The organism is Mycobacterium sp. H4Y (genome assembly GCF_000364405.1).
In the GTDB taxonomy this organism is placed as follows: Bacteria; Actinomycetota; Actinomycetes; order Mycobacteriales; family Mycobacteriaceae; genus Mycobacterium; species Mycobacterium intracellulare.
On sequence record NZ_AKIG01000001.1, the window covers coordinates 2,212,945 to 2,232,857 of the forward strand.

At 67.9% G+C, this 19,913-nt stretch carries 16 protein-coding genes and 1 pseudogene; 8 read left to right on the forward strand and 9 right to left on the reverse strand.

Translation table 11 applies throughout. The annotated features are described in order from the left end of the window. The first annotated feature begins 205 nt into the window (after positions 1 to 205). From W7U_RS09750 to W7U_RS09760, 3 genes and pseudogenes are all read left to right on the forward strand, one after another. Entirely contained in the window at positions 206 to 1,252 is a 1,047-nt protein-coding gene (locus W7U_RS09750) for a PLP-dependent cysteine synthase family protein (RefSeq protein ID WP_008257440.1), read from the forward strand. 219 nt (positions 1,253 to 1,471) lie between these two features. Further along, positions 1,472 to 1,756 (forward strand): annotated as a pseudogene (locus W7U_RS09755) (transposase); the annotation flags it as partial. A gap of 304 nt (positions 1,757 to 2,060) precedes the next feature. Then, positions 2,061 to 3,311: a pyridoxal-phosphate dependent enzyme gene (locus tag W7U_RS09760; RefSeq protein WP_225325413.1), complete on the forward strand. Its 1,251-nt coding sequence runs from the start codon at positions 2,061 to 2,063 to the stop codon at positions 3,309 to 3,311. Between the two features lie 781 nt (positions 3,312 to 4,092). Here W7U_RS09760 and W7U_RS09765 read toward each other — a convergent pair. Continuing rightward, a complete protein-coding gene (locus W7U_RS09765) occupies positions 4,093 to 4,359 on the reverse strand; it encodes a hypothetical protein (RefSeq protein ID WP_008257445.1) in 267 nt (88 codons plus the stop codon). Between the two features lie 193 nt (positions 4,360 to 4,552). Between W7U_RS09765 and W7U_RS09770 the strand changes: the two genes are divergently transcribed. Next, positions 4,553 to 5,827 (forward strand): DegT/DnrJ/EryC1/StrS family aminotransferase, encoded by a 1,275-nt coding sequence (locus tag W7U_RS09770; RefSeq protein WP_008257447.1) that lies wholly within the window; start codon positions 4,553 to 4,555, stop codon positions 5,825 to 5,827. Between the two features lie 33 nt (positions 5,828 to 5,860). On the opposite strand, the gene W7U_RS09775 is transcribed toward W7U_RS09770, so the two are convergent. Further along, positions 5,861 to 7,231 (reverse strand): GMC oxidoreductase, encoded by a 1,371-nt coding sequence (locus W7U_RS09775; RefSeq protein ID WP_008257450.1) that lies wholly within the window; start codon positions 7,229 to 7,231, stop codon positions 5,861 to 5,863. Between the two features lie 177 nt (positions 7,232 to 7,408). Between W7U_RS09775 and W7U_RS09780 the strand changes: the two genes are divergently transcribed. Both W7U_RS09780 and W7U_RS09785 read left to right on the forward strand, forming a co-directional pair. Beyond that, positions 7,409 to 9,292, forward strand: a complete 1,884-nt coding sequence (locus W7U_RS09780) for a N,N-dimethylformamidase beta subunit family domain-containing protein (RefSeq protein WP_008257453.1) — start codon at positions 7,409 to 7,411, stop codon at positions 9,290 to 9,292. Then, positions 9,289 to 10,599: a hypothetical protein gene (locus W7U_RS09785; protein WP_008257454.1), complete on the forward strand. Its 1,311-nt coding sequence runs from the start codon at positions 9,289 to 9,291 to the stop codon at positions 10,597 to 10,599. Before W7U_RS09780 ends, W7U_RS09785 begins: the two co-directional genes overlap by 4 nt. Here the strand turns inward: W7U_RS09785 and W7U_RS09790 are convergent. From W7U_RS09790 to W7U_RS09805, 4 genes are read right to left on the reverse strand one after another with little or no spacing between them, the layout of a single operon-like run. After that, positions 10,596 to 11,021, reverse strand: coding sequence for a hypothetical protein (locus tag W7U_RS09790; RefSeq protein ID WP_008257461.1), 426 nt, complete (start codon positions 11,019 to 11,021; stop codon positions 10,596 to 10,598). The two genes, W7U_RS09785 and W7U_RS09790, sit on opposite strands and share 4 nt — an antisense overlap. Further along, complete coding sequence (locus W7U_RS09795; protein WP_008257463.1) at positions 11,009 to 11,983, reverse strand: carbon-nitrogen hydrolase family protein; 975 nt, start codon at positions 11,981 to 11,983, stop codon at positions 11,009 to 11,011. Before W7U_RS09795 ends, W7U_RS09790 begins: the two co-directional genes overlap by 13 nt. Continuing rightward, positions 11,980 to 12,918 carry an alpha/beta fold hydrolase gene (locus W7U_RS09800; RefSeq protein ID WP_008257465.1) on the reverse strand — a complete coding sequence of 313 codons (939 nt, stop codon included), beginning with the start codon at positions 12,916 to 12,918 and terminating at the stop codon, positions 11,980 to 11,982. Before W7U_RS09800 ends, W7U_RS09795 begins: the two co-directional genes overlap by 4 nt. Further along, on the reverse strand, positions 12,915 to 13,574 hold the full coding sequence (locus tag W7U_RS09805; protein WP_008257468.1) for a TetR/AcrR family transcriptional regulator: 660 nt from the start codon (positions 13,572 to 13,574) through the stop codon (positions 12,915 to 12,917). Before W7U_RS09805 ends, W7U_RS09800 begins: the two co-directional genes overlap by 4 nt. A gap of 821 nt (positions 13,575 to 14,395) precedes the next feature. Here W7U_RS09805 and W7U_RS09815 point away from each other — a divergent pair. Together W7U_RS09815 and W7U_RS09820 are read left to right on the forward strand one after the other, a co-directional pair. Beyond that, on the forward strand, positions 14,396 to 15,187 hold the full coding sequence (locus W7U_RS09815) for a response regulator transcription factor (protein ID WP_225341437.1): 792 nt from the start codon (positions 14,396 to 14,398) through the stop codon (positions 15,185 to 15,187). After that, positions 15,180 to 16,595 (forward strand): ATP-binding protein, encoded by a 1,416-nt coding sequence (locus tag W7U_RS09820; RefSeq protein WP_008257473.1) that lies wholly within the window; start codon positions 15,180 to 15,182, stop codon positions 16,593 to 16,595. Before W7U_RS09815 ends, W7U_RS09820 begins: the two co-directional genes overlap by 8 nt. 217 nt (positions 16,596 to 16,812) lie before the next feature. Here the strand turns inward: W7U_RS09820 and W7U_RS09825 are convergent, their stop codons facing one another. The 3 genes from W7U_RS09825 to W7U_RS09835 all read right to left on the reverse strand — a co-directional run bounded on the left by W7U_RS09825 (position 16,813) and on the right by W7U_RS09835 (position 19,607). After that, entirely contained in the window at positions 16,813 to 18,108 is a 1,296-nt protein-coding gene (locus tag W7U_RS09825; protein ID WP_033717554.1) for an MATE family efflux transporter, read from the reverse strand. Between the two features lie 55 nt (positions 18,109 to 18,163). Continuing rightward, the gene (locus W7U_RS09830) at positions 18,164 to 18,370 is read right to left on the reverse strand and encodes a hypothetical protein (protein ID WP_225331673.1); all 207 of its coding nucleotides are present in this window, start codon (positions 18,368 to 18,370) and stop codon (positions 18,164 to 18,166) included. A gap of 529 nt (positions 18,371 to 18,899) precedes the next feature. After that, positions 18,900 to 19,607 (reverse strand): YoaK family protein, encoded by a 708-nt coding sequence (locus W7U_RS09835; protein ID WP_008257479.1) that lies wholly within the window; start codon positions 19,605 to 19,607, stop codon positions 18,900 to 18,902. Between the last annotated feature and the right edge of the window lie 306 nt (positions 19,608 to 19,913).

The following is a 19,913-nucleotide window of genomic DNA, read 5'->3' on the forward strand; positions in this document are numbered from 1 at the left end:
CCAAATTTTGTCCCGGTTATGCATCACTCGTCGCTGACCGGTCATCGTCAGACCGGTGGCTCTGCTGCCATCACGGTTGGTGACTGCTGTCATTGTCAGCTGCCGCGCTGTGCCGCGGCTTTCACGCAGAAGCGACGATCACATGAATTCTGCCTTACCTCCTGAGAACAACCGACCCATAGCATCTCAGCCTGTTGCGCTGGGCATGCAGGGACGGGCGAACACGATTGTCGGCACCACGCCGGTGTTGCGGGTGTCCGCGCCGTTCAGTGAACCGGACCGCGGCTTCTGGGCCAAGCTCGAGGGACTTAATCCCGGTGGTATGAAGGACCGCCCTGCGGTGCACATGGTGGAACAAGCTCGGGCGCGCGGAGACCTGCTGCCCGGTGCGCGAATCGTCGAATCCACCAGCGGCACCATGGGCTTGGGTTTGGCGTTGGCCGGGACCGTGTACGGGCATCCGGTCACCGTGGTCACCGATCCCGGCATGGAGCCGATCATCGAGCGCATGCTCACTGCCTACGGCGCCCACCTCGATCTGGTCGCCGAGCCTGATCCGGTCGGTGGGTGGCAGCAGGCGCGCAAGAACCGGGTCGCCGAGCTGTTGGCCGAAGATCCGCATACCTGGTATCCCGACCAGTACAACAACCCCGACAACGTGGACGCCTACAGACCGCTGGCCTTGGAACTTATTTCCCAACTAGGAAATATTGACGTACTGGTGTGCTCGGTGGGAACCGGTGGACATTCGGCGGGGGTGGCGCGGGTGCTGCGCGAATACAACCCTGACCTGAAGCTGATCGGCGTGGATACCATCGGCTCCACCATCTTCGGGCAACCAGCCGCCCCCCGACTGATCCGCGGCCTCGGGTCAAGCATTTATCCCGGCAACGTGGACTATCCAGCCTTCAACGAAGCACACTGGGTTGCCCCTGCAGAGGCGGTATGGGCATGTCGTACCCTGGCTTCGACCCAATACGTCAGCGGCGGCTGGAGTGTGGGCGCGGTCGCACTTGTCGCGGGCTGGGCCGTCCGAACACACCCGCGCGGCACCACCATCGCCGCGGTATTCCCGGACGGGCCGCAACGCTACTTCGACACCATTTATAACGACGATTACTGCCGCGAGCACGCTCTGCTCGACGTCGAAGCGCCGCGCGAACCGGCGGTCATCAGGCACCCCACCGAACGCGTCGTGCAGTCCTGGACCCGCTGCCCCGTCGTCATCGACCCGGCCGCCGGAAAGCGTTGACGGGCTTCATCGCCAGCCCCGCAGCTTGGTCCGCCGAGCCCGGATGTAACCAGTTCGGCATCAACGCGACGATGGAGTGGGTCGATTGGTTCAACACCGGCGGCACAGCACAAGCTCGACTACGTTTCGGCCGAGGAATACGAGGCCGCCTGGGACTGTGCGACTAACGGTGTTTCCGGCCTGACACGCTAGGCGTTGCTTGGCGAGGAAGGTGCCGTGATGACGACACTGGATGATGTGACGAAGAATAAGTCGGCCGAACTCCCGGCTGAGCAGCAGGCCGCGGTCGAGTTGGTGCGGCTGGCGCAAGAACAGGGGCTGTCGCTGACCGGCCCTGACGGGCTGCTCAAACAGCTGACCAAAACGGTAATCGAGTCGGCTTTGAACGAGGAGATGACCGAGCACCTGGGCTATGAGAAGCATGACCCGGCGGGTGCGGGTAGCGGCAATATTGGCAATGGAACGCGCTCCAAGACGGTGCTGACCGACACCACCGGCGCCGTCGTGATTCGTTGGACCCCGGTGACAGGCGCGCCCACGACGCCAGGTGCCCGGCGGTAGGAACAGGGGGTATGACAACTGATTGTGCGCTGCCCGCATAATTTCAGTGGCGTAATTCAGCTCCCACGCTGTCATACAGTTGCGCGTCATGGTTGCCTCGACTGGGGAAGAACATGCCACGTCAGCCCGCATCACCGCACTTTCATCCGAAACCACCGCGGTGGTCGACCGGAAAATGCCTGGGTGGTCACCGAAGATGGGTCAGACCTCTAACCATGCTCGATCGGGAATTCGCCGGCGTAACACTATGAACGCACGCTATCTTGGGTTTCTCCGTTGTCCCCGGTGCGGAGTGCAAGCACCAGAAGACCAAGCATCGTTGGGATGCCCGGCCTGCGCCCGCCACGGCATCGGAGTCAATCTGGCCCCTGCATACGCGTTGGCGCCGGGTCCGTTGCCGTGGCAGGCGTCGCAGCCGGGCATTTTCGGCTTTCGCGGATTGTTGCCGTTGGCGCCAGACGACGTCCCGGTGAGCCTGGGCGAAGGTGGGACGCCTCTGGTTTCGTTGCGTCGGCTGGGGACACGACTGGGCTTGCGCAGACTCATGCTCAAAGACGAAGCGCGCAATCCGACATGGTCATACAAGGACAGGCTCGCAGCGGTCGCCGTCACGAAGGCGGCGGCCTTTGGAGCTTCAACCGTCGTCGTCTCCTCGACCGGCAACCACGGCGCAGCGGTCGCCGCCTACGCCGCCGCCGCGGGGCTTGGCTGCGTGGTGCTCACCGTGTCGTCAGTGCCGCGCGAGATCAGGATTCTGATGCAGGCCTACGGCGCCTGCGTCGTCGCTTACGACAACGGCCCGGACCGGTGGGCGGTGATGCGGGCGGCCGTCGAGGCGTTCGGCTGGATGCCGGTATCCGGGCTTGTGACTCCCCAGATCGGCTCCAATCCGTTTGGCATTCAGGGGTACAAGACGATCGCCTTCGAGCTGTGGCGCCAACTCGGCGAAACGCCCGACGTTGTCGTGGTGCCAACCGCCCACGGTGACGGGTTGGCCGGTCTTCGCCGGGGATTTTCCGACCTCGTCGGTTTGGGTCTTATCAGCCGCATGCCTAGGTTGGTCGCGGTCGACCCGTTCGGCGCCTACGTCGGCGGGCTCCATCGCGAAGAAGGAGAGCAGCCAACTGTTGCCACTCAGCCGTCAATGGCGTTTTCCGTGGCGACGCGGAGGGCCACCTATCAGGGATTGGACGCCATAAGAGCCACCAACGGGACGGCGATCGCCGAACCAAGCAATGACGCGATCGCGCGCATGCAACTCGAATTGGCCTCGACCGAAGGCATTTACGCAGAAGGGGCGTCCGTGTTGGCGGTGCTCGCAGCTCAACAACTTGCCGAGCGGAGGTGGATCGATCCTGATGAGAGCGTGGTGGTGTTGTCGACGTCGACCGGGTTGAAGGATCCCGGCTCGTCCGCGAGCCATTTGCCGGATCTACCGGTGCTTGAACCCACCCTGACAGCTCTCGAAGGTGCGCTGCCGAAAGGCATGTGCCGGTGACGCTGCAGGCCTGCGTGACCGCGGTGATCGTGGCCCCACCCGACAGCTGGTTCCTTGCGACGTTGTATTCCAAGTGGAAGTTCGTAGCGCGACTCAGCTCCGGCTCGATCACGGCGGCGCCAGCGCGCGCACTTTTCCGGCCGCCTCGGCAGGATTCCTCACGCGGCGATGTTCTCGGTTTGGCCGCCGATCGCCCGGCCCCGGCGTGTCTTGCGGAACACCCACGGCGCGATGGGATTTCCCTGCCAGCGGGTCGACGACGGCACGTGCTCGCGCGAACCAGGGGGCCGCCACCGTCTGCACGAAGGCTTCGGACACCTCGTTGCGCCACACATGACTCCGATGGATTTGACCTGGCCCCAGGGGCCAGCTTCTACCGTCGCGTATCCGGGCAGGATCAACACCACAAGGAGGTGACAAATGCCATTCCGCGAAGGCGACGTCTGCCGCTGCCCGCTTCCAGATTGCGGATGCGAGGTGACGGTAACCGAGAGCGCACCCCCGGATCGCCGGTGCCAGCAGAATCCGACCTGCTGCTGCGGGCAGACGATGGAGAAAGTCGGCTGATTCGAGTACGCCGGTCCGCCGAACTAGGTACAGCCTGCCCATACACCGAAACCAAGATCAGACCAGGCAGCCTCAGTTCAAACGCAAGCCCATCGGTGGATTCGGGCTAAGTGTGTATGGTTCGGCCTGGAAGACCCACAGAAAGGTAAGAACCAATGACCGACACCACCCCCACCCCTCCGGCCAGCACCACCCGGCGGTGGACTCGCTGGCTTTACCCAGCCGGTGCCATTACCGGCATCGCGGTCGGCATATTCGTCATCGTCGCCGGTCTATACCTTCTGTTTGCGCACCCAAACTGTTGTGGCGCCATGAATGGCGACATGCCGTGTTGTGCCGCCATGAGAGAGGACATGAAGAAAATGATGGACGGCATGAAGATGCCGATGGGAAACATGCCGAATACGCCTGGCATGCCGTCGATGTCGCCAATGCCATCGATGCCGAGCATGTCCCCGATGCCGAACATGCCGATGCCCACCCCTGGGCGGTGAAACCGCAACGCGAGGAATCGCCGCGCGAAAATTCCTTGCCCCTAGGTAACACATAATCGCCGATCGTTAGAGACGGCATTCGAAGACGTCGCGCTGGCACACACTCTCACGTTAAGTACGACGTGGACTGGCTCGGCGCATCGATACCGAGTGCTGCATGGCACGACGAGGAGAATGCGAATGGCCCGGCTCGCGATCGGGGGCGGCTCGCCTGTGTGGCGGGAGGCATGGCCGTTGTGGCCCCAGCACGACGCGCGCACATCCGAACGGGTCATCGCCGCGCTGGGCAGCGGCCGGTGGACGGTCAGCGGCGGCTGGACCGGAACACAGCCCTACGAGCAGGTGTTCGCCCGTAGGTTCGCCGAATTCGTCGAGGTGCCCTACTGCGTGAGCACCGATCACGGCTCGAGCAGCCTGATGATCGCGTTGGAGGCGCTCGGGGTGGGCGCCGGGGACGAGGTGATTGTCCCGGTGCTGACCTGGGTCGCCACGGCGACGGCGGTGCTCAATGTCAACGCGGTCCCGGTGTTTGTCGACGTCGACCCGGAAACCGGATGCCTGGATCCCCGGGCCCTGTCGGCCGCGGTGACCGCGCGGACCCGCGCGGTCATTGTCGTGCACCTGCACTGCCGAATGGCCGACATGGACGAGATCGGCGCTCTGGCAACCCAACATGGGCTACCGGTGATCGAGGACTGCGCGCAGGCGCACGGCGCCCGCTGGGCTGGCCGGCCGGCCGGCTCGCTGGGTGATGTGGGCGCTTTCAGCATGCAGCAGGGAAAGGTGCTCACCTGCGGTGAGGGCGGCGCCGTCGTCACCAAGGATGCGGCGCTCTACGACCGGCTCCAACAGCTGAGGGCGGATGCCCGGCGCTATCCGGCCGCCGAGCCCGACATCGGCTACCCCTACCTGGTCGAGGCCGGAGAGGTGATGGGCACCAACCATTGCCTGGCAGAGCTGCCCGCGGCGCTGCTGCTCGATCAACTCGAACGGTTGCCCCAGCAGCTGCTACAGCGGGCACGGGCGGCCGAGCTGCTCGACACCGAACTCGCCGGGGTGGCCGGCGTACGGCCCACGGCCTGGCCGGCTCGGCTGGAGCTGCCGAGCATCTTCGCCTACACCGTGCGCCGCGACCCGGACGCCTTCGCTGGCGCGCCCACCGAGCGGGTGTGCGCCGCGCTGGCGGCCGAACTCGGCCTGCGCGTGTACCGGTCCGATCGGCCACTGCACGACAACATCCTGTACTGCCCGCAGACCAAGGAACGCTACCGGTGGCTGCATGACCGACTGCGCGCGGCGGCGCAGCAACGCTTCCCTGCGGCCGAGGCGCTCTACGAGAACCTGATCCTGTTGCCCCACCGCGCCCTACTGTCCGAGCCCGCCGGCCTAGAGGCGATTGTGGCGGCCTTCCACAAAGTCGCCACACACGCGGACGAGCTGCGAGCCGCTGACTGACCGCCGGCTGGCCTGCAGCGTGCCGGCGCATGGTCAGGACGTCGACGTCAGCCCGGTCGCGGTCCAGTGGGCGAGCGCGAGTGTGGTCAGCGAGGGATTGGCCGCCCCGGAACGGGGGAAGGACGCCGGGCCGACCACGTAAGCGCCGTCCACTGTGCGCAGCCCTCCGTGCTCGTCGACGAGATCACCGCCGAGCGGCAGCGTCCCGGCCTCGTGATCGACGGACCCCAGTGGCCACCCGTAGGTTGCCGGTGACCCGAGCGGCAGCCCGGTCACCTGCATCATCGCCGTGTCGAACGGTTCGGGGGCGGTGCGGAAATCGCCGAACCACAGGTCCAGAGCGCGGAGGCCGACGCCAGCCGCGACGTTCGCCCACACACGGCCGAGCAGCTCACGCTGACCGGCCAGCATTTCAAGGTCGTCCGGCGCGAAGCCCGGCTCGATCAGGCCCGGCCACGGCGATCGGGCCATCGGCGTGAACGAGACCCGGGTGTGCTCCGATCGCACCTGCTCCCCCATTGCCCACACGTCCAGCAGGACCTCTTCCGGGTGGCTGTCGGGCGCGTCCCTCAGGCGGACGAAGACGTTGCAGCGGGCGATCGCATCACCGGGTGCGTACCACAGGGCGTCGACCGAGCCGGATACCCCGAGCGCCGCAGCCGGCAACCGGACCACGAAACCGCGCACGAGGTGGTCATTGAGCCCGGTCGCCGGGCCGTGACCGGCCAGCTCCGGAAGCTGGGCCACCAGCCTGGTGTTCTCCAGCGTCCCAGCAGCCAACACGACCACGCCCGCGGAGATCACCTCGTCCGCGCCGTCGGCACCCCGGACCCGAACCCCGGTGATCCGCCCCCGACCCGAGACCAGCTCCACCGCCTCGCAGCGGGCGCGGATCCGCGGATCCCGCCCGCCAGCGCAGTGGTCGAGCGGGGTGTATGCGCGCCGGCCTTCGCCCTCGGATCGGACCGCCTGCGGAACCGGGCGAAGCGCCGAGTCCAGCGCCGCCGACACCGGGTCGGGCGGCACGGGCGACGTCGGCGCCAGCGGCCCGCCGGCCCAAGCCCTGAGATCGCGCTCGACGTCGTCATACAACGACTCGAGCAGCGCCTTACGAACGCGCTCTGGCCAGCACGGATCGGCCAGCGCCCAGTCGTCCATCCGGATGACCACGCCGTGCCAGCGCAGCGACCGCCCGCCGACCTGGTCGGAACGCCGCACGACCTGGTAGTGCGGCGGCAGTGAACTGCGCCACCGCACTGCCGCGGTGCCCGGCCCGAATCCGGTGCCCATCCCGCCCGAGTCCAGCACCAGGACGTCCCGGAGACCGCCGGCGGCTAGCAGGCGGGCGACTTCGAGGCCGCTCAGGCCCGCGCCGACGACCACGGCATCGGCCGTGACACCCATTCCGCGCCTCCGCTTCCCGCCCTGGCCGGCTGATGCCAGATCACGCCGCCCCGGCATTTCACCCGGCACCTGCCTACCATGTCGCTAGCTGAACCGGGACGGGAGGATCATGTCGACACGAACGGGATCAGGCCCTGTTCAGGCGAACCGCGCGGCGGACACCAAGGCCGTGCGCCGGTGACCGCCCTGGCGTATCCGTCGAATCCGAGTGTTCCGGCCGGTGGGCGGCTGGTGCTGCACGTGTCCACGGCCGCCGAGCGCTACCGCGTCGGCTTCTACCGGGCGGGTCGCGACATCGCGCCGATGGGGAGCAGTTCCTGGCGGCGGGGCCAACTGCTGCCGACCGGTCTGCCCGACCGGGACTGGGGATGGCCGCCGGAAACATTCGACATCCCCGCTGACTGGCCGTCCGGCGCCTATCTGGCGGTCATCCTGGACGACGAATCGGACGCGGACGGGCCGGGCCGGCTGCCCGACGTCGACGCCCGGTCGGGTCAGGCGTTGTTCGTGGTGCGGCCCGCGGCCACCAGCAAACGCGCCGCTGTGCTGTACAAGCTCTCGCTGGCCACCTACCACGCCTACAACTTCTCCGGCGGCGGCAGCATGTACCACACGGCCTCGTTCGTACCCTCGATCGCCACCACTCGGCTGACCACACGCCGGCCCGGCGGCGGAACCGGAGGGGCCCTCTCATTCCCCGAGGACGTCGACGTCTACGACACCACCACCCCGCGGGAGGGCTTCGCGCACTGGGACGCTCCGATGATCTCGTGGCTGGAACGTGAGGGCATCGAGCTCGACTACTGCACCGACTTCGACCTGCACCACCATCCCACCGTCCTCAACGGGTACCGCCTGCTGCTCAGCGTCGGGCACGACGAGTACTGGAGTGCCCGGATGCGCGACGGGGTGCACGCTTTCGTCCGTGCCGGCGGGAATGTCGCGTTCTTCAGCGGCAACACCGCCTGGTGGCGGATCGACCTGGACGCGGCCGGCGATCTGACCTGCGTACATCCGCCGGTCAGCCACCCGCTGGGCGGCAACTGGTGGCGCAGCCGGCCAGAGAACGGGCTCACCGGAGTCAGCTACCGGCAGGGCGGTGGCTGGTGGGACGGCGAACGGGAGCCGCTGGGCTACACCGTCCAGCACGCCGGCCACTGGGTCTACCAGGGACTAGGCCTGCACTCGGGTGACGTCTTCGGCGCCGGCGAGCACCTGGTGGGCTATGAGTGTGACGGTGCGGTAGTCGAGCCCGGCCCCGCCGCGCGGCTGCGGGCCGCCGGAACCGACGGGACACCGGCGGACTTCGCGGTGCTGGGGGTGGCGCGCCTGGGAAAGGGATGGCAGGACCGGCCGGCGGGACCGGCCGCGCACGCCGTGCTCGGTGCCTACACCGACACCGGAACGGTCTTCACGTGCGGCACCACCGACTGGCCCCGGGTGCTGGCCCGCGGCGACGACCCGGTGGTGGCCGGGGTCACCCGCAACGTCATCGGGTGCCTCGCCCGGCACGGTGTCCGCGTGCTGGGGCCGTTCCCGGTCCGTCACCGCCGCTGGCTGCTGGTCGCCGGTGAGGTGGCGACCTTCCTGGTCGATGTCGACCGCCCGGTCGCGGGGACCGCGCGGTTCAGTTGGACGGTCGCGGTGGGCGACGGCGCGGCCGAGTCGGTGCCCGGACGGCACACCTGCGAGATCCGGGTTCCCGAGACGCCGGACCTGCTCACCGTGACGGTCTCCGTCACCGACGGCGATGATCAGGAGTGCTTCGGGTGGACCACCGCACCCATTCTGTCGCACGGCGAGTTCGCCCAGATCGATCTCCTCTGTCGGCTTCGCGACCTGGTGATCCAGGCGGTGCCCGCGCTGGATCCGGTCGCCGAGATCGGCCCTGGCAACCGTCCCGTCGGCGATCCGGAGTGGGACCCCGTTCGGGACGGTCTGCGCAAACCGCTGTCCATGCAGGGCTTTGCGGAGGTGGCTAGACTGGCGAGCACCATCGCCGAGCGGGCCACAGCAATTGCCGAGGCGGATGCACCGGTTGGGCAGGGGGAGGACCAATGAGCGCGCTCTGGGACATTGACACTGCGCCGATACCCGGCCCGGCGGCCAGCTGGCGGTCAGCCGCAGTGCAGCGCGACGCGACCTATCGGACACTGCTGAACACCGTGCGTGACCAGCTGGCCGCTCAGCTGCCGGTCGGCCCCGCGCTGCCGGTGCTGATTCCGACCGTCGGTTTCGGGGGGCAGAGCGTCCGGGTGCTCAGCCACACCATGCGCGAGCTGTCCAGGCAGCGGGCGTCGGTGCCGATCTCGGTGGTGCTGCTGGTGAACCGGCCGCAGACCCGGCCCGCGGATGACACCGCCACCCGGGCACGTCGTCTGGGCGCGGCGCTGGGCTGTGACGCAGTGCGGTTCGCCGTCGCCGAGGTGGCGTTAGCGCAGCGCACCCGTCTCGGCGTGCTGCGGCAGCTGATGCTGGACGCGGTTTTGGACGCGCAGCAATGTGATCCGGAAGCCACTGGCTGCGTGGTGGCCGACGACGACATCGTGCGGCTACCGGCCGGAACGCTGGCCGGGCTGCTGCGGGTGGTGACCGGTCAGGCCCGGCTGGCGCTCGGCCCGGTGTTGTTCGACAGCCCGCAATCCACCCCAGCCGCCATGCTGCCGGCCTTCTTTGCCGCCGATGCCTTCCGCGCATTGCTGGCGGCCAGATCTCTGCGCCGGCTGCGCCAACCGGGCACTTCGTCCCGGGCCGCCCACGCGGAGTTCGGTGACCACGCCGAAGCGATCGCGCTGAGCTGCAACTTGGCCGTGCGAGCCGCGACGGTGCGCGAGGCCGGCGGGTTCGCGCCGCTCAACGAGATCACCAATCTGGTGCGCGATGTGCACGGCCTCGGCGGCACGGATGCGATCACCGCCACCTGGGACTTCGATCCCGCGTGCGAGAACGTCCTGATCGACCTGTGGCGCCGGGCCGTGCATATCAGCGCCCGCCGTGCGCTGCCCGCCTATCTCGCCCACGGCGTGCCGACCGTCGGCCAGTGGCGCGCCTGCCGCTTCCGGGCATCCCGGGTCGATCCGGTGCGCGTCGCGCCACCCGACTCGATCGAACTGGTCCGTCTTTCGACGCTGCGTGGTCGGGACAAGGAGGCTTTGCTTGCCGAGATCAGTGCCGCTTTGACCACCACGCTGCGCTACTTCCCGCACGACCCCGAGATGATCGAGGACTGCCTGGCCGCCCTGGGTCTGACCCTGGAGTCGCTCTGGGTCGAGAACCGGTCGGCCGCGCTGTCTGTCCGAATCCGGCGGGCGCCCGGCCTGCTCGACCGGTTGATGGCAGTGCAGGACTTGGTGAGCGAGCCGCTCTAGCGATCCATCCGCCAGCGGCGTCGAAGGGCGAGCGCGGCGAGGGACACGAAGCCCCAGCTGACGGTGGTGAACGACGCCGCCGCCGCTGTGCGGTAGGCGGGGGTTTCGGCGGCCTCGGGGCGGAAGGCGAGCAAGCCGAAAGCGTTCGCATTAGTCCAGCATCCGGCGGCCAGCGGCCAGGCGACGCGGCGCGGCAGCTCGGGCACCGCGGCGCCGACCAGCACGGAGAGTGCACCGAGCGCAATCAGGTCGAGATGCCACTGGCGCAGGCGCGGCGTCGAGCGAATCCCGATCCGACGCGCACGCTCGGCATCGGCGATCGCGAGCGCGTAGGGCCATCCCGTCACCGCCCCGGCTGCGAGCTCGACCAGGCCGGACAGCACGAGCGTCTCGTTCGTTCTCACGCGGGTCATGCGCTCCACCTCCGAATCGTCTGCGGGCCCGTTGCCCGCTGGGGGACTCCCAAGCCACTGGCGTAGGCGCGGCGACCGAGCCAGCCCTGATAGGCCCAGGCGAACGCGGGCAGCGGGCCTCGCGGGCGAAGCCAGAAGCCCGGGGCTGGATCCCGCGAGGGGTTGGCGGCGCCGGTGGGCACCGTGGCGGCCGTCACCCCGGGGCCGGACTGGGCCGGCCTCTCGGCGAGCACCACGCCGTCGCGGTCGCAGATCACGCTGGGGCCTTCGTATTCGCCGCGGTAGCGTCCCGGCATTCCCGGTAGCGGGCAAACGATCGGCCCGCACAGCGAGGCATGTGCCACGGGGGCGCCGACGAGCGGGGCGAAGTCGAGCACGCTGCGCCGCGCCCGCTCCCGGTTGGCCGCTTCCCACCGCCGGAACACCGCCCGAGGCCGCCACTGTGGGACGCTCCACCACCCGGACCCGGCGAGGACAAGGTCGACGCGACCGCGGAGCCGGTGCACGGTCTGGGCGCGCATCAACTCCCAGCAGAGGGCGACGCCGATCCTGAGGCCCCCCGGCGCCTCGATGACGCCCGGGTCGTCGCCGCCGGCGTAGAAGTAGTTCTCCCACATGGTCGGCAGGTCCTTGTCGTGACGGCCGATCAGCCCGTCGGGCCCGGCGAGCAGAAAGGCGTTGCGGACGTCGCCGTCGGGCCCGCGACACAGGAAGGATCCGCCGACCATGACCCGCTTGGCGGACGCGACCCGGGCGAGCATCTCGGTGGCCGCGCCGTCCGCGGGCAGCGCGCCGCCGCCCACCTGCGCCAGGAAGGCCATGCCGGTGGTGAAGAACTCGGGCAGCACGATCACCTCAGCTCCCGCGTCGGCGGCGCGCCGAGCGAGCCGCTCGGCCCGGTCGAGGTTCGCCTCGACGTCGCCCACGACGGGCTCGAGCTGGACGGCCGCGACGCGCAGATCCTCGGTCATCCCAGCTCCTCCGCGAACCGCACAAGCTGGGCGTTGAACGCCGTCGGGCGTTCGAGCATCGGCATATGGCCGGAACCCTCGAGGACGACCGTCCGAGCCCCGGATAGCTCGGCGTCGAGCGCCTCGGTATCTGCCAGCGGGGCGATGCGGTCGTGCTCGGCGGCCAGCGAAAGGAGAGGGCAGCGCACGTCGGCCAACCCCTGGCGGGGGTCCGAGCGCCCGATCGCCCGCACGGTCGGAAAGACACCGCGGGCGCCGGCTCCGTCGACGATCAGAGCGGCGGTGTCGGCGGGCAGGGCCGGTGGATCGAGGACGTATGGCGACAGGAAGACGCGACGCAACGCGGGCGATCGCACGACGAGGCGGCGCAGCGATGCCGGTGCCGGCAGTCCCGCCGTCGCGATCTCCATCGCGATTGCCGCAGTCTCCCGCGGGCGCTCCCGAGCGAACCGGGCAACCCCGCGGAGGCCGAGCACTTCACTGAATTGGAACACCGCCCCGGCGACGAGCACGATTCCCTCGGCCAGCTCCGGATGGCGTGCGGCGAAGCGCAGCGCAATCGGGCCGCCCATCGAGTGGCCGACGAAAACCGCGCGCTCGATGCCGAGGCTGGTGACGACCTCAGCCGCGGCGTCCGCAAAACCGTCGAGGGATGCGCCGGCGGCGGGCGATTCGCTTTGGCCGAACCCCGGTAGATCCAGGGCGAGCACCCGACCCTGCTTGGCGAGCGTCGGGATCGCCTCGAGCCAATGCTGCCAGCGACCGCCCATCCCGTGCACGAGGACGAACGTGCGGTCGCCGTGGCCCGTGTCGAGGTAACGAAGCCGGCGGCCGCGGATAAGGGCGTCGCGTTCACGCGCCGACCAGTCCGTGTTCCGCCAGGCCGGCTCGGCCGGGCGGCCGTAGTCGCCTTCCACCGGGATGCGCTCGATCATTCGACACTCCCTTGGGGCGCCAGCAGGCCGAGGGTGAGCACCTGGCGACCGAGCGAGAGCACCTGTTCGAACTCCGATTCGGTGAGCCCCATGTTGCCGGGAAGCAGGTGGGCCGCGATCACCCCATCCCAGGCCGCCCACAGGAACACCGCCGCGCGCCGCGGATCGACGTCACGCATCACCCGCGCCTCGATGGCCTCGGCGATCGCCCCGGCCATCCGCTCGGTCTCGGACCGGATGCGCTCGGTCACCCGCTCGGTGGCGGCGACGACCGGCCCGTCGGTCGGCGCATCCGGGGGCGGAAAACGAAAGATGCGGAAGTAGCCGGGGTTCTCGCTCGCGAATCGCAAGTACCCGTCGGCGAGCCCGACCAGGCGGCCTATCGGGTCCTCCCCGCCGCTGGCCCACCCCTGGTCGCAGTAGCGCTGGTCAAGCTCCAGCGCGCGCTCGATCAAGGCGGCGTAGATCCCCTCCTTGCCGCCGAAGTGCCCGTACAGCGACCCGATCGCGACATCGGCCTCCTCGGCGAGCTGCTCGACGGTGGTCGCGTGGTAGCCGCGGGTTAAAAAGAGGCGTTCGGCGGCCTCGAGGATCGCACTTGCGGTGCGGGCCTTGCGCCGGGTTTGCCGGGTCTCGGCAGCCGTCCCTGTCTGCATAGTTGTAACAACATAGCAATATTAGAATTGCATTGCAATATTTGATCGGCGGCGGTGAGTCGGTTGTAGCCGGCCGCATCGATGACCGCCCGCGGGTTCTACAACCCGCGGGCGGTCATCAATTCGTACGGTTCTGTCCGGCTTCCCGAGGTATCGGTCGCCTGGGCTGCAAAGTATGCGTTCAACGGTTTCAACGATGGCGGGGATGCCCCACTCCAATGCTGCCCGAGGTGCCCGATCCGATGTTTCCCCCGCCAATCGGGGTTTGCACGCCGCCAGAGGTGCTCGACCCGCCGGCAACGCTCCCCCCGCCGAACGGGTGTTGCAGGCCCGGGATTTGCACTCCACCAGAAGTGTTGGACCCGAAGTTTCCCCCGCCAAACGGGGTTTGCACCCCGCCAGCCGACCCGCCGAAGACGCTGCCCGAGCCGGAGCCACTGGGTTCGGCGGACGCGGAGGAGGCGGTGGCGACGCCGATTCCTAAGATTGCCGTGGCGGTGGCAGCAGCAAACAACGGCGCGGCGCGACGCATTGAGATGGTCATGGTTGAATTCCTTTTCCACAGATTCCGTTCGGCGTGCGATCCGGGGTTCGGATCGACTTCAAACGTATGCCGGGGATGTGAAGAACCGATGAGCGTGCGATATGCGGCCGGTGTGGTTTCTTGTCGAGCCGATGTCCTTCACCCCGGTTGTCGGAGGAATCGCCTCAGACACCTGGCAGGTGGTCGTCGCGCGACAACCACGTCGACGCCGACGGCGTCGGGTCGGGAACGACGGCGACGAGCAAGACGGAGGCGCGACGAACAGCAGCAGGATGATGTGCAAATTCAACGGCAAAGGCACGAGCTTTCGGCCCCGCTCGAACAACCGCCTTGCCAGCAAACCGTGATCGGCGTGCCCTACCGTGAACTCGTGAGCCCCACGGTACTGGTCGTCGACGACGAGAAGAAACTGCGGACCCTGGTGCGCGAATACCTCGAACGCGAGGGTTACGCGGTGCTCGAAGCCGCCGACGGCCAAACGGCCCTCGATCTGGCCCGGACCGCGGGCCCTGATCTGGTGCTGCTCGACCTCGGCCTGCCCCGCTTGCCCGGTGACGAAGTGGCCCGCCTGCTGCGAAAGGACAGCGACCTTCCAATCGTCATGCTCACTGCGAAGGCCAGCGAGAACGACCGAGTCGCCGGTTTGCGGCTGGGAGCCGACGACTACGTGGTCAAACCATTCAGTCCGCGCGAGCTGGTGGCCCGCGTCGAGGCGGTACTGCGCCGCAGTCGGCCTTCGGCCACCGAATCGTCCACCGATATCTCCTACGGGGATGGACGGCTACGCATCGACACCGATCGCCGCGAAGTGCGTGCCGGCGATGCGCTTGTCGAGCTCACCCGGAGCGAGTTCGATCTGCTCGCCGCGCTCGCGTCCCGGCCGGGACGGGCCTGGACACGGCTGGAACTCGTCGGCCGCATCCAGGGCCACGCATTTGATGCCTACGAACGCACCATCGATGTGCACGTGAAGAACCTGCGCCGCAAACTCAGCGACACCGCACCGTTCCAGGTGGTGGCTACCGTGCCGGGTATCGGCTATAAATTCGCACTCGACCGCGATGCCTAGCTTGCTACCCGGCCGGTTCGCCCGCCGGCTCGCCCTCGCCTTCGCCGCGCTCGGCGTCGGCTCCGCCCTGCTGACCGCGGTCCTGGTCAACACGGCCTTCGCCGGACGGTTCCAGGACTACCTCGATAAGCAGCAACACGCTCAGCAGGAGCAGCTGGTGGCGCTGTTTGCCGCCGACTATCGCCGCAACGATGCCTGGAATCCCGTCTCGCTGAACCGCATCGCGCCTACCGTGATCATGACCGGCTCTGAGGCCGAACTTCACGATGCGTCTGGTCGTCGAGTGTGGTCAGTGGCCGACGCCAACACTGATGCCGGCACACCCGAGATGCATCGCAAAATGATGGCCGCCGGTAGTCTCGGACCACCCCGCAGCTTGCCCGTTGTTGTCGCGGGCAGGCCGGTCGGCACCCTGGTCGTCCGCGTACCGCAGGGCTCAGTATCTACCGTAGACAAGGAATTCCATTCATCGGTCAACCGGCTACTGGTGGCCGGCGCGCTGATCGCGGCGTTGGTAGCGCTGCTCGTCGGCGTGTACACCGCCCGGCGCGCCACCAAACCCATCACCGAATTAACCAGCGCCGCCGGCGCTCTCGCCGCCGGACATCGGGACCGACGCGCCAGCACTGTTCCTAACAACGAAATAGGGCAGTTGGCAAAGGCTTTCAACACCATGGTCGAACACCTCGTAAAAGAGGATCAACTGCGCCGCGCTTTCACCGCGGATGTCGCCCACGAGTTGCGCACGCCGCTGGCAATCCTTCGCAGTGAACTCGAGGCCGTGCAAGACGGAATTCGCCAACCCACCGACGGCGTCATCCGCTCCCTGCATAACGAAACCCTGCGCTTGACCCACTTGGTCGCCGACCTGGAAGCGCTCGCGTCCGCCGACGCTGCCGCGTTCACCCTGGAGCGGCATCCGATTTCACTGACCAGCACCGTGGCCGACACCGCGGACTCGCTGGCCGGCAGATTCGACGAAGCTGCAATAGCCGTGCGCACCGACCTCGACATGGTATGGGTTGACGCGGACCCGGTGCGAGTTGCCCAAATCGTCGCCAATCAGCTGACCAACACGCTGAAGTTCGTGCCCGCCGGTGGGGCAGTCACCCTCACCTTGCACGAGATCGATGGATGGGCCGAACTCACCATCACAGATACCGGGTCCGGCATTTCGGCCGACGACCTGCCGCACATCTTTGACCGTTTCTATCGCAGTCGCACCGCGCGCGCCGACGGCTCCGGCATCGGACTGGCGGTCGTCGCCCAGCTGGTCAAGGCCCATGGCGGCACCATCACCGCCCACAGCACTCCTGGCCACGGCGCAACATTCATCACCCGACTTCCCGCCTTGCGGCAGAATGGCACAGCCCGGACGGCACGGGCCGACCAGCGGCCCACGGTCTGACCCGCGCGGCCTGTAGCGGCTTTTCAGCGAAGCGGTATCGATTCATCGCGGTCACCGAGTCACAGTGAGTGCCGACAATGGGTGATGAGCTGACGTGGGATGAGTGGCGGCTGCTCGCGGTGGTGGAATCCGTCGTTCGGTGCGCGTGCAGGCCGACTGGCCGACGAGGCGTTGGGCTAACCGTGCACGAAACTTCGGCGCATTGCCCACAAGGGCATTAGCCGGTGCCCGGCACCGTCCAACGACCGGACAAGACGCGCCACCCCACGAAACCCAATCGCACCACCATGAAGGTGCCCAAACCCGACCAGATCCCGGCGAGTCCCCAGCCAAAGATCAACGACAGCCAGATCAACGGCAAGAACCCGGCCGATGCGCTGATCAGCGTGGCGTTGCGGATGAACTTGGCGTCGCCGGCGCCGACCAAGACTCCGTCCAGGCTGAATACGATCCCTTGGATCGGCAGCTGGGCGATCAAGAACCACAACGGCACAGCGATCGCGTCCAGAACTGACCGGTCGTGAGTGAACAACGTGGGCAGTACCGGAGCGCCCAGGCCGAACACGAGAGCAAGCAACGTCGCGGCGACCAGCGAATACGCCGCCACATGCCGGGCCACCGACTTGGCGCGCACGGTCTGGCCTGCCCCCAATGCCGCGCCCACCAGCGACTGCGCCGCGATCGCCAGCGCGTCAAGCACCAGCACAGCTAAATCCCACAGCTGCAGCAGCACCTGGTGAGCGGCCACCGCCGCTGTGCCGAACCGGGCGGCCACCGCCGCGGCGGAGATGAAACAAACCTGGAACGACAGGGTCCGAACGATCAGATCGCGGCCCATCAGCACTTGGGCGCGCAGCACAGTGCGGTCGAGCCGCAGCGGCACCCGCTCGGCCAACAGCGCGCGCCCGAACAGCAATGCTGTCAGCAACTGGCCCACCAGGTTGGCCACCGCCGAGCCCGCCAGGCCCATGCGGGGCAAGCCCAGCCAGCCGTACACCAGCGACGGACACAGCAGTGCCGACAGCCCGAAACCGGCGACCACATAGCGCAGCGGTCGCGCGGTGTCTTGCACCCCGCGCATCCACCCGTTACCTGCCAGCGACACCAGGATCGCCGGGGCGGCCACGATCGCGATCCGCAACCACGGCAACGCCGCGCCGGCGATCTGCCCGCGTGCGGCGATCGCCGACACCAGCGGCGCCGCGGCGGCCTGCACCATGACGACGATCAGCGCGCCCAGGCCGAGCGCCAACCAGGTGGCCTGCACTCCCTCCGTGACTGCCGATGCCCGGTCGCCGGCGCCGAAGTGGCGGGCGGAGCGTGACGTCGTGCCATACGACAAGAACAGGAACTGGACTCCGACCAGGCCGAGCACCACGGCGCCGATGGCCAACCCGGCCAGGCTCACCGCACCCAGGTGGCCCACCACCGCAGTATCGAATAACAGGTAAAGCGGTTCGGCGGCGAGCACCGCGAGCGCCGGCAGGGCCAGGCCGGTGATGCTCCGCTCCAGGTCGCCGACGCGGCGGCTTCGCGGACCTGTCGGCGGCACAGCCGCCGGGCGCTCGTCAGGCAACTGCCGTGACCAGGGCAGTGACCATTTCGGCGGCAGGACCGGCGGATGTATCGCTGGCGGCCAGCATGTCCCCGCCGCCGAGCGTCGACATGATCGCGGCCGCATCCACCGCGGCTTTGGCCCGCATCGGCACCGACCCCTGTTGCGGCTCGGTCTCTATAACCACCGTCGCCACCTCGGGCTGTCGCGTGGTGCACACGATACCGATGATGCTCTCCACTTCCCCTGGGCGCGCGCCGACCACCGCCGGTTTCCGACCGCCGCATAGACCAGCTCGACCACCGCCGGCTTCGGGCAACCGTGGCGGCCGAGCCCAACACCCACGACAGTATCGTCAGGCAGGCGAACGCGGGGTTGTCCAGCGGTGTGGCCAGCCGATGTGCGCGGGGCAGGGCGAGCGAAACGACCCGGTGTCGGTCGTTACCCGTGGGAAATGAGTGCCACCTCAGTTTAGGGGCGCTCGGTCGCGTGGTGGTCGCCCGCCTACCAGCCAGGACGACTGTGGTCGGCGTCGAACATGATGGAGGTTTTTGCCCCTCAGCGTGCATGTTCGTCGTGGTGGCTGGGATAAAGCCCGGCCCCCGTAGCCGCACCAGGGTTCTTACCCTTGCTATGTCCGGCACTCAGGGCGCACATTGCGAGGCAGCGCATGACCGCTTGCGACAGGATTTTCGGCATCAGTAGTGCACGTGTCGCTGCTGAGCGATCCGGCGAGCTGAGATGACTCGCTACGCGGGCTCGACGACCGCTGCCACTGGAGCCCCGCGGGCGCCGCGACGGCGGTATTGCAGCATGATGACCGCGGCCAGAGCTAGGCAGGCGACGGCGGGGGGAATCAGCGCGTGGTCACCAATCCGGTTGCCAAGCAGCACGCCGGCGGCTGCGCCACCCACGAACAGCACCACGGTCGTCGTCAGCACGGTGGCCTTCCACTTGTCCACCCGGTGGCGGTGGCTGCGGCCCAAGAGCAGACCGAGGTCGGTAATCGTGCCGGTGAAGTGCGTGGTGCGAATCGGCATCCCCGGAAGATTGGACGTCATTCCGTTCTGCAGCCCGCATGCGCACGCGGCGAGGAGCGCTCTGCCGATCGGGTGCTCAACGCCAGCTGCGGCGAGCAGCAGCGCGGCTTCGGCCAGCAGGACGGCAGCGTGACGAGGGCCAGCAATAGTCCGTACGGCCGCCAGCACCGCACCCGCCGCAATGGCTCCGAATAGAAATCCGAACACGATCGCCGCGATCATCCGGCCCTGGTAGATAAGAGGATTCGTGCTATGCATACCCGCCTTGGTGGTTAAGGCGGTGAGGTTGCCCACCGGAAATGCCCACACCAAAAGGGCCACCGAATTGACGAATCCGGCGACCGCGGCGAGCAACCCGCTGTAGCCGAGCAGAACCACCCGCGGGATCCAGGTCTCGGGAATTGGCCAGGTTGGCATCGTCTCTACCCTGTCGGTGCTCGGTCGGCCACATACGCAAACACAGCAATGTTATCAAGACCCCAGGCGGGCGCGGAAACCTCGGCGCGGGGCTCGGCGGCCACTGTATTGCCCCATCCCAACCGACCCGCCGCCCCGCCGTGCCCGGAGCGACCCATTTGATGGTCATACTCCCCTTCCGTTCTCACGGAAGACCGAACAGCAGCGCCGTGTTACGCGTGGCAATTGTGCACTTCGCGATTCGCGTTCCTCGTTTTGCGACGGGTCCCGTCACGTGCACGCTATCCGCTGGCTTACTGGTGAGCC

Coding starts and splice junctions, on each gene's coding strand:
- W7U_RS09800 (WP_008257465.1), bottom strand. CDS start 12,918: ATGATCGAGCGCATCCCGGTGGAAGGCGACTACGGCCGCCCGGCCGAG.
- W7U_RS09835 (WP_008257479.1), bottom strand. CDS start 19,607: ATGCCAACCTGGCCAATTCCCGAGACCTGGATCCCGCGGGTGGTTCTG.
- W7U_RS09760 (WP_225325413.1), top strand. CDS start 2,061: ATGAACGCACGCTATCTTGGGTTTCTCCGTTGTCCCCGGTGCGGAGTG.
- W7U_RS09805 (WP_008257468.1), bottom strand. CDS start 13,574: ATGCAGACAGGGACGGCTGCCGAGACCCGGCAAACCCGGCGCAAGGCC.
- W7U_RS09820 (WP_008257473.1), top strand. CDS start 15,180: ATGCCTAGCTTGCTACCCGGCCGGTTCGCCCGCCGGCTCGCCCTCGCC.
- W7U_RS09795 (WP_008257463.1), bottom strand. CDS start 11,983: ATGACCGAGGATCTGCGCGTCGCGGCCGTCCAGCTCGAGCCCGTCGTG.
- W7U_RS09775 (WP_008257450.1), bottom strand. CDS start 7,231: ATGGGTGTCACGGCCGATGCCGTGGTCGTCGGCGCGGGCCTGAGCGGC.
- W7U_RS09750 (WP_008257440.1), top strand. CDS start 206: ATGCAGGGACGGGCGAACACGATTGTCGGCACCACGCCGGTGTTGCGG.
- W7U_RS09770 (WP_008257447.1), top strand. CDS start 4,553: ATGGCCCGGCTCGCGATCGGGGGCGGCTCGCCTGTGTGGCGGGAGGCA.
- W7U_RS09785 (WP_008257454.1), top strand. CDS start 9,289: ATGAGCGCGCTCTGGGACATTGACACTGCGCCGATACCCGGCCCGGCG.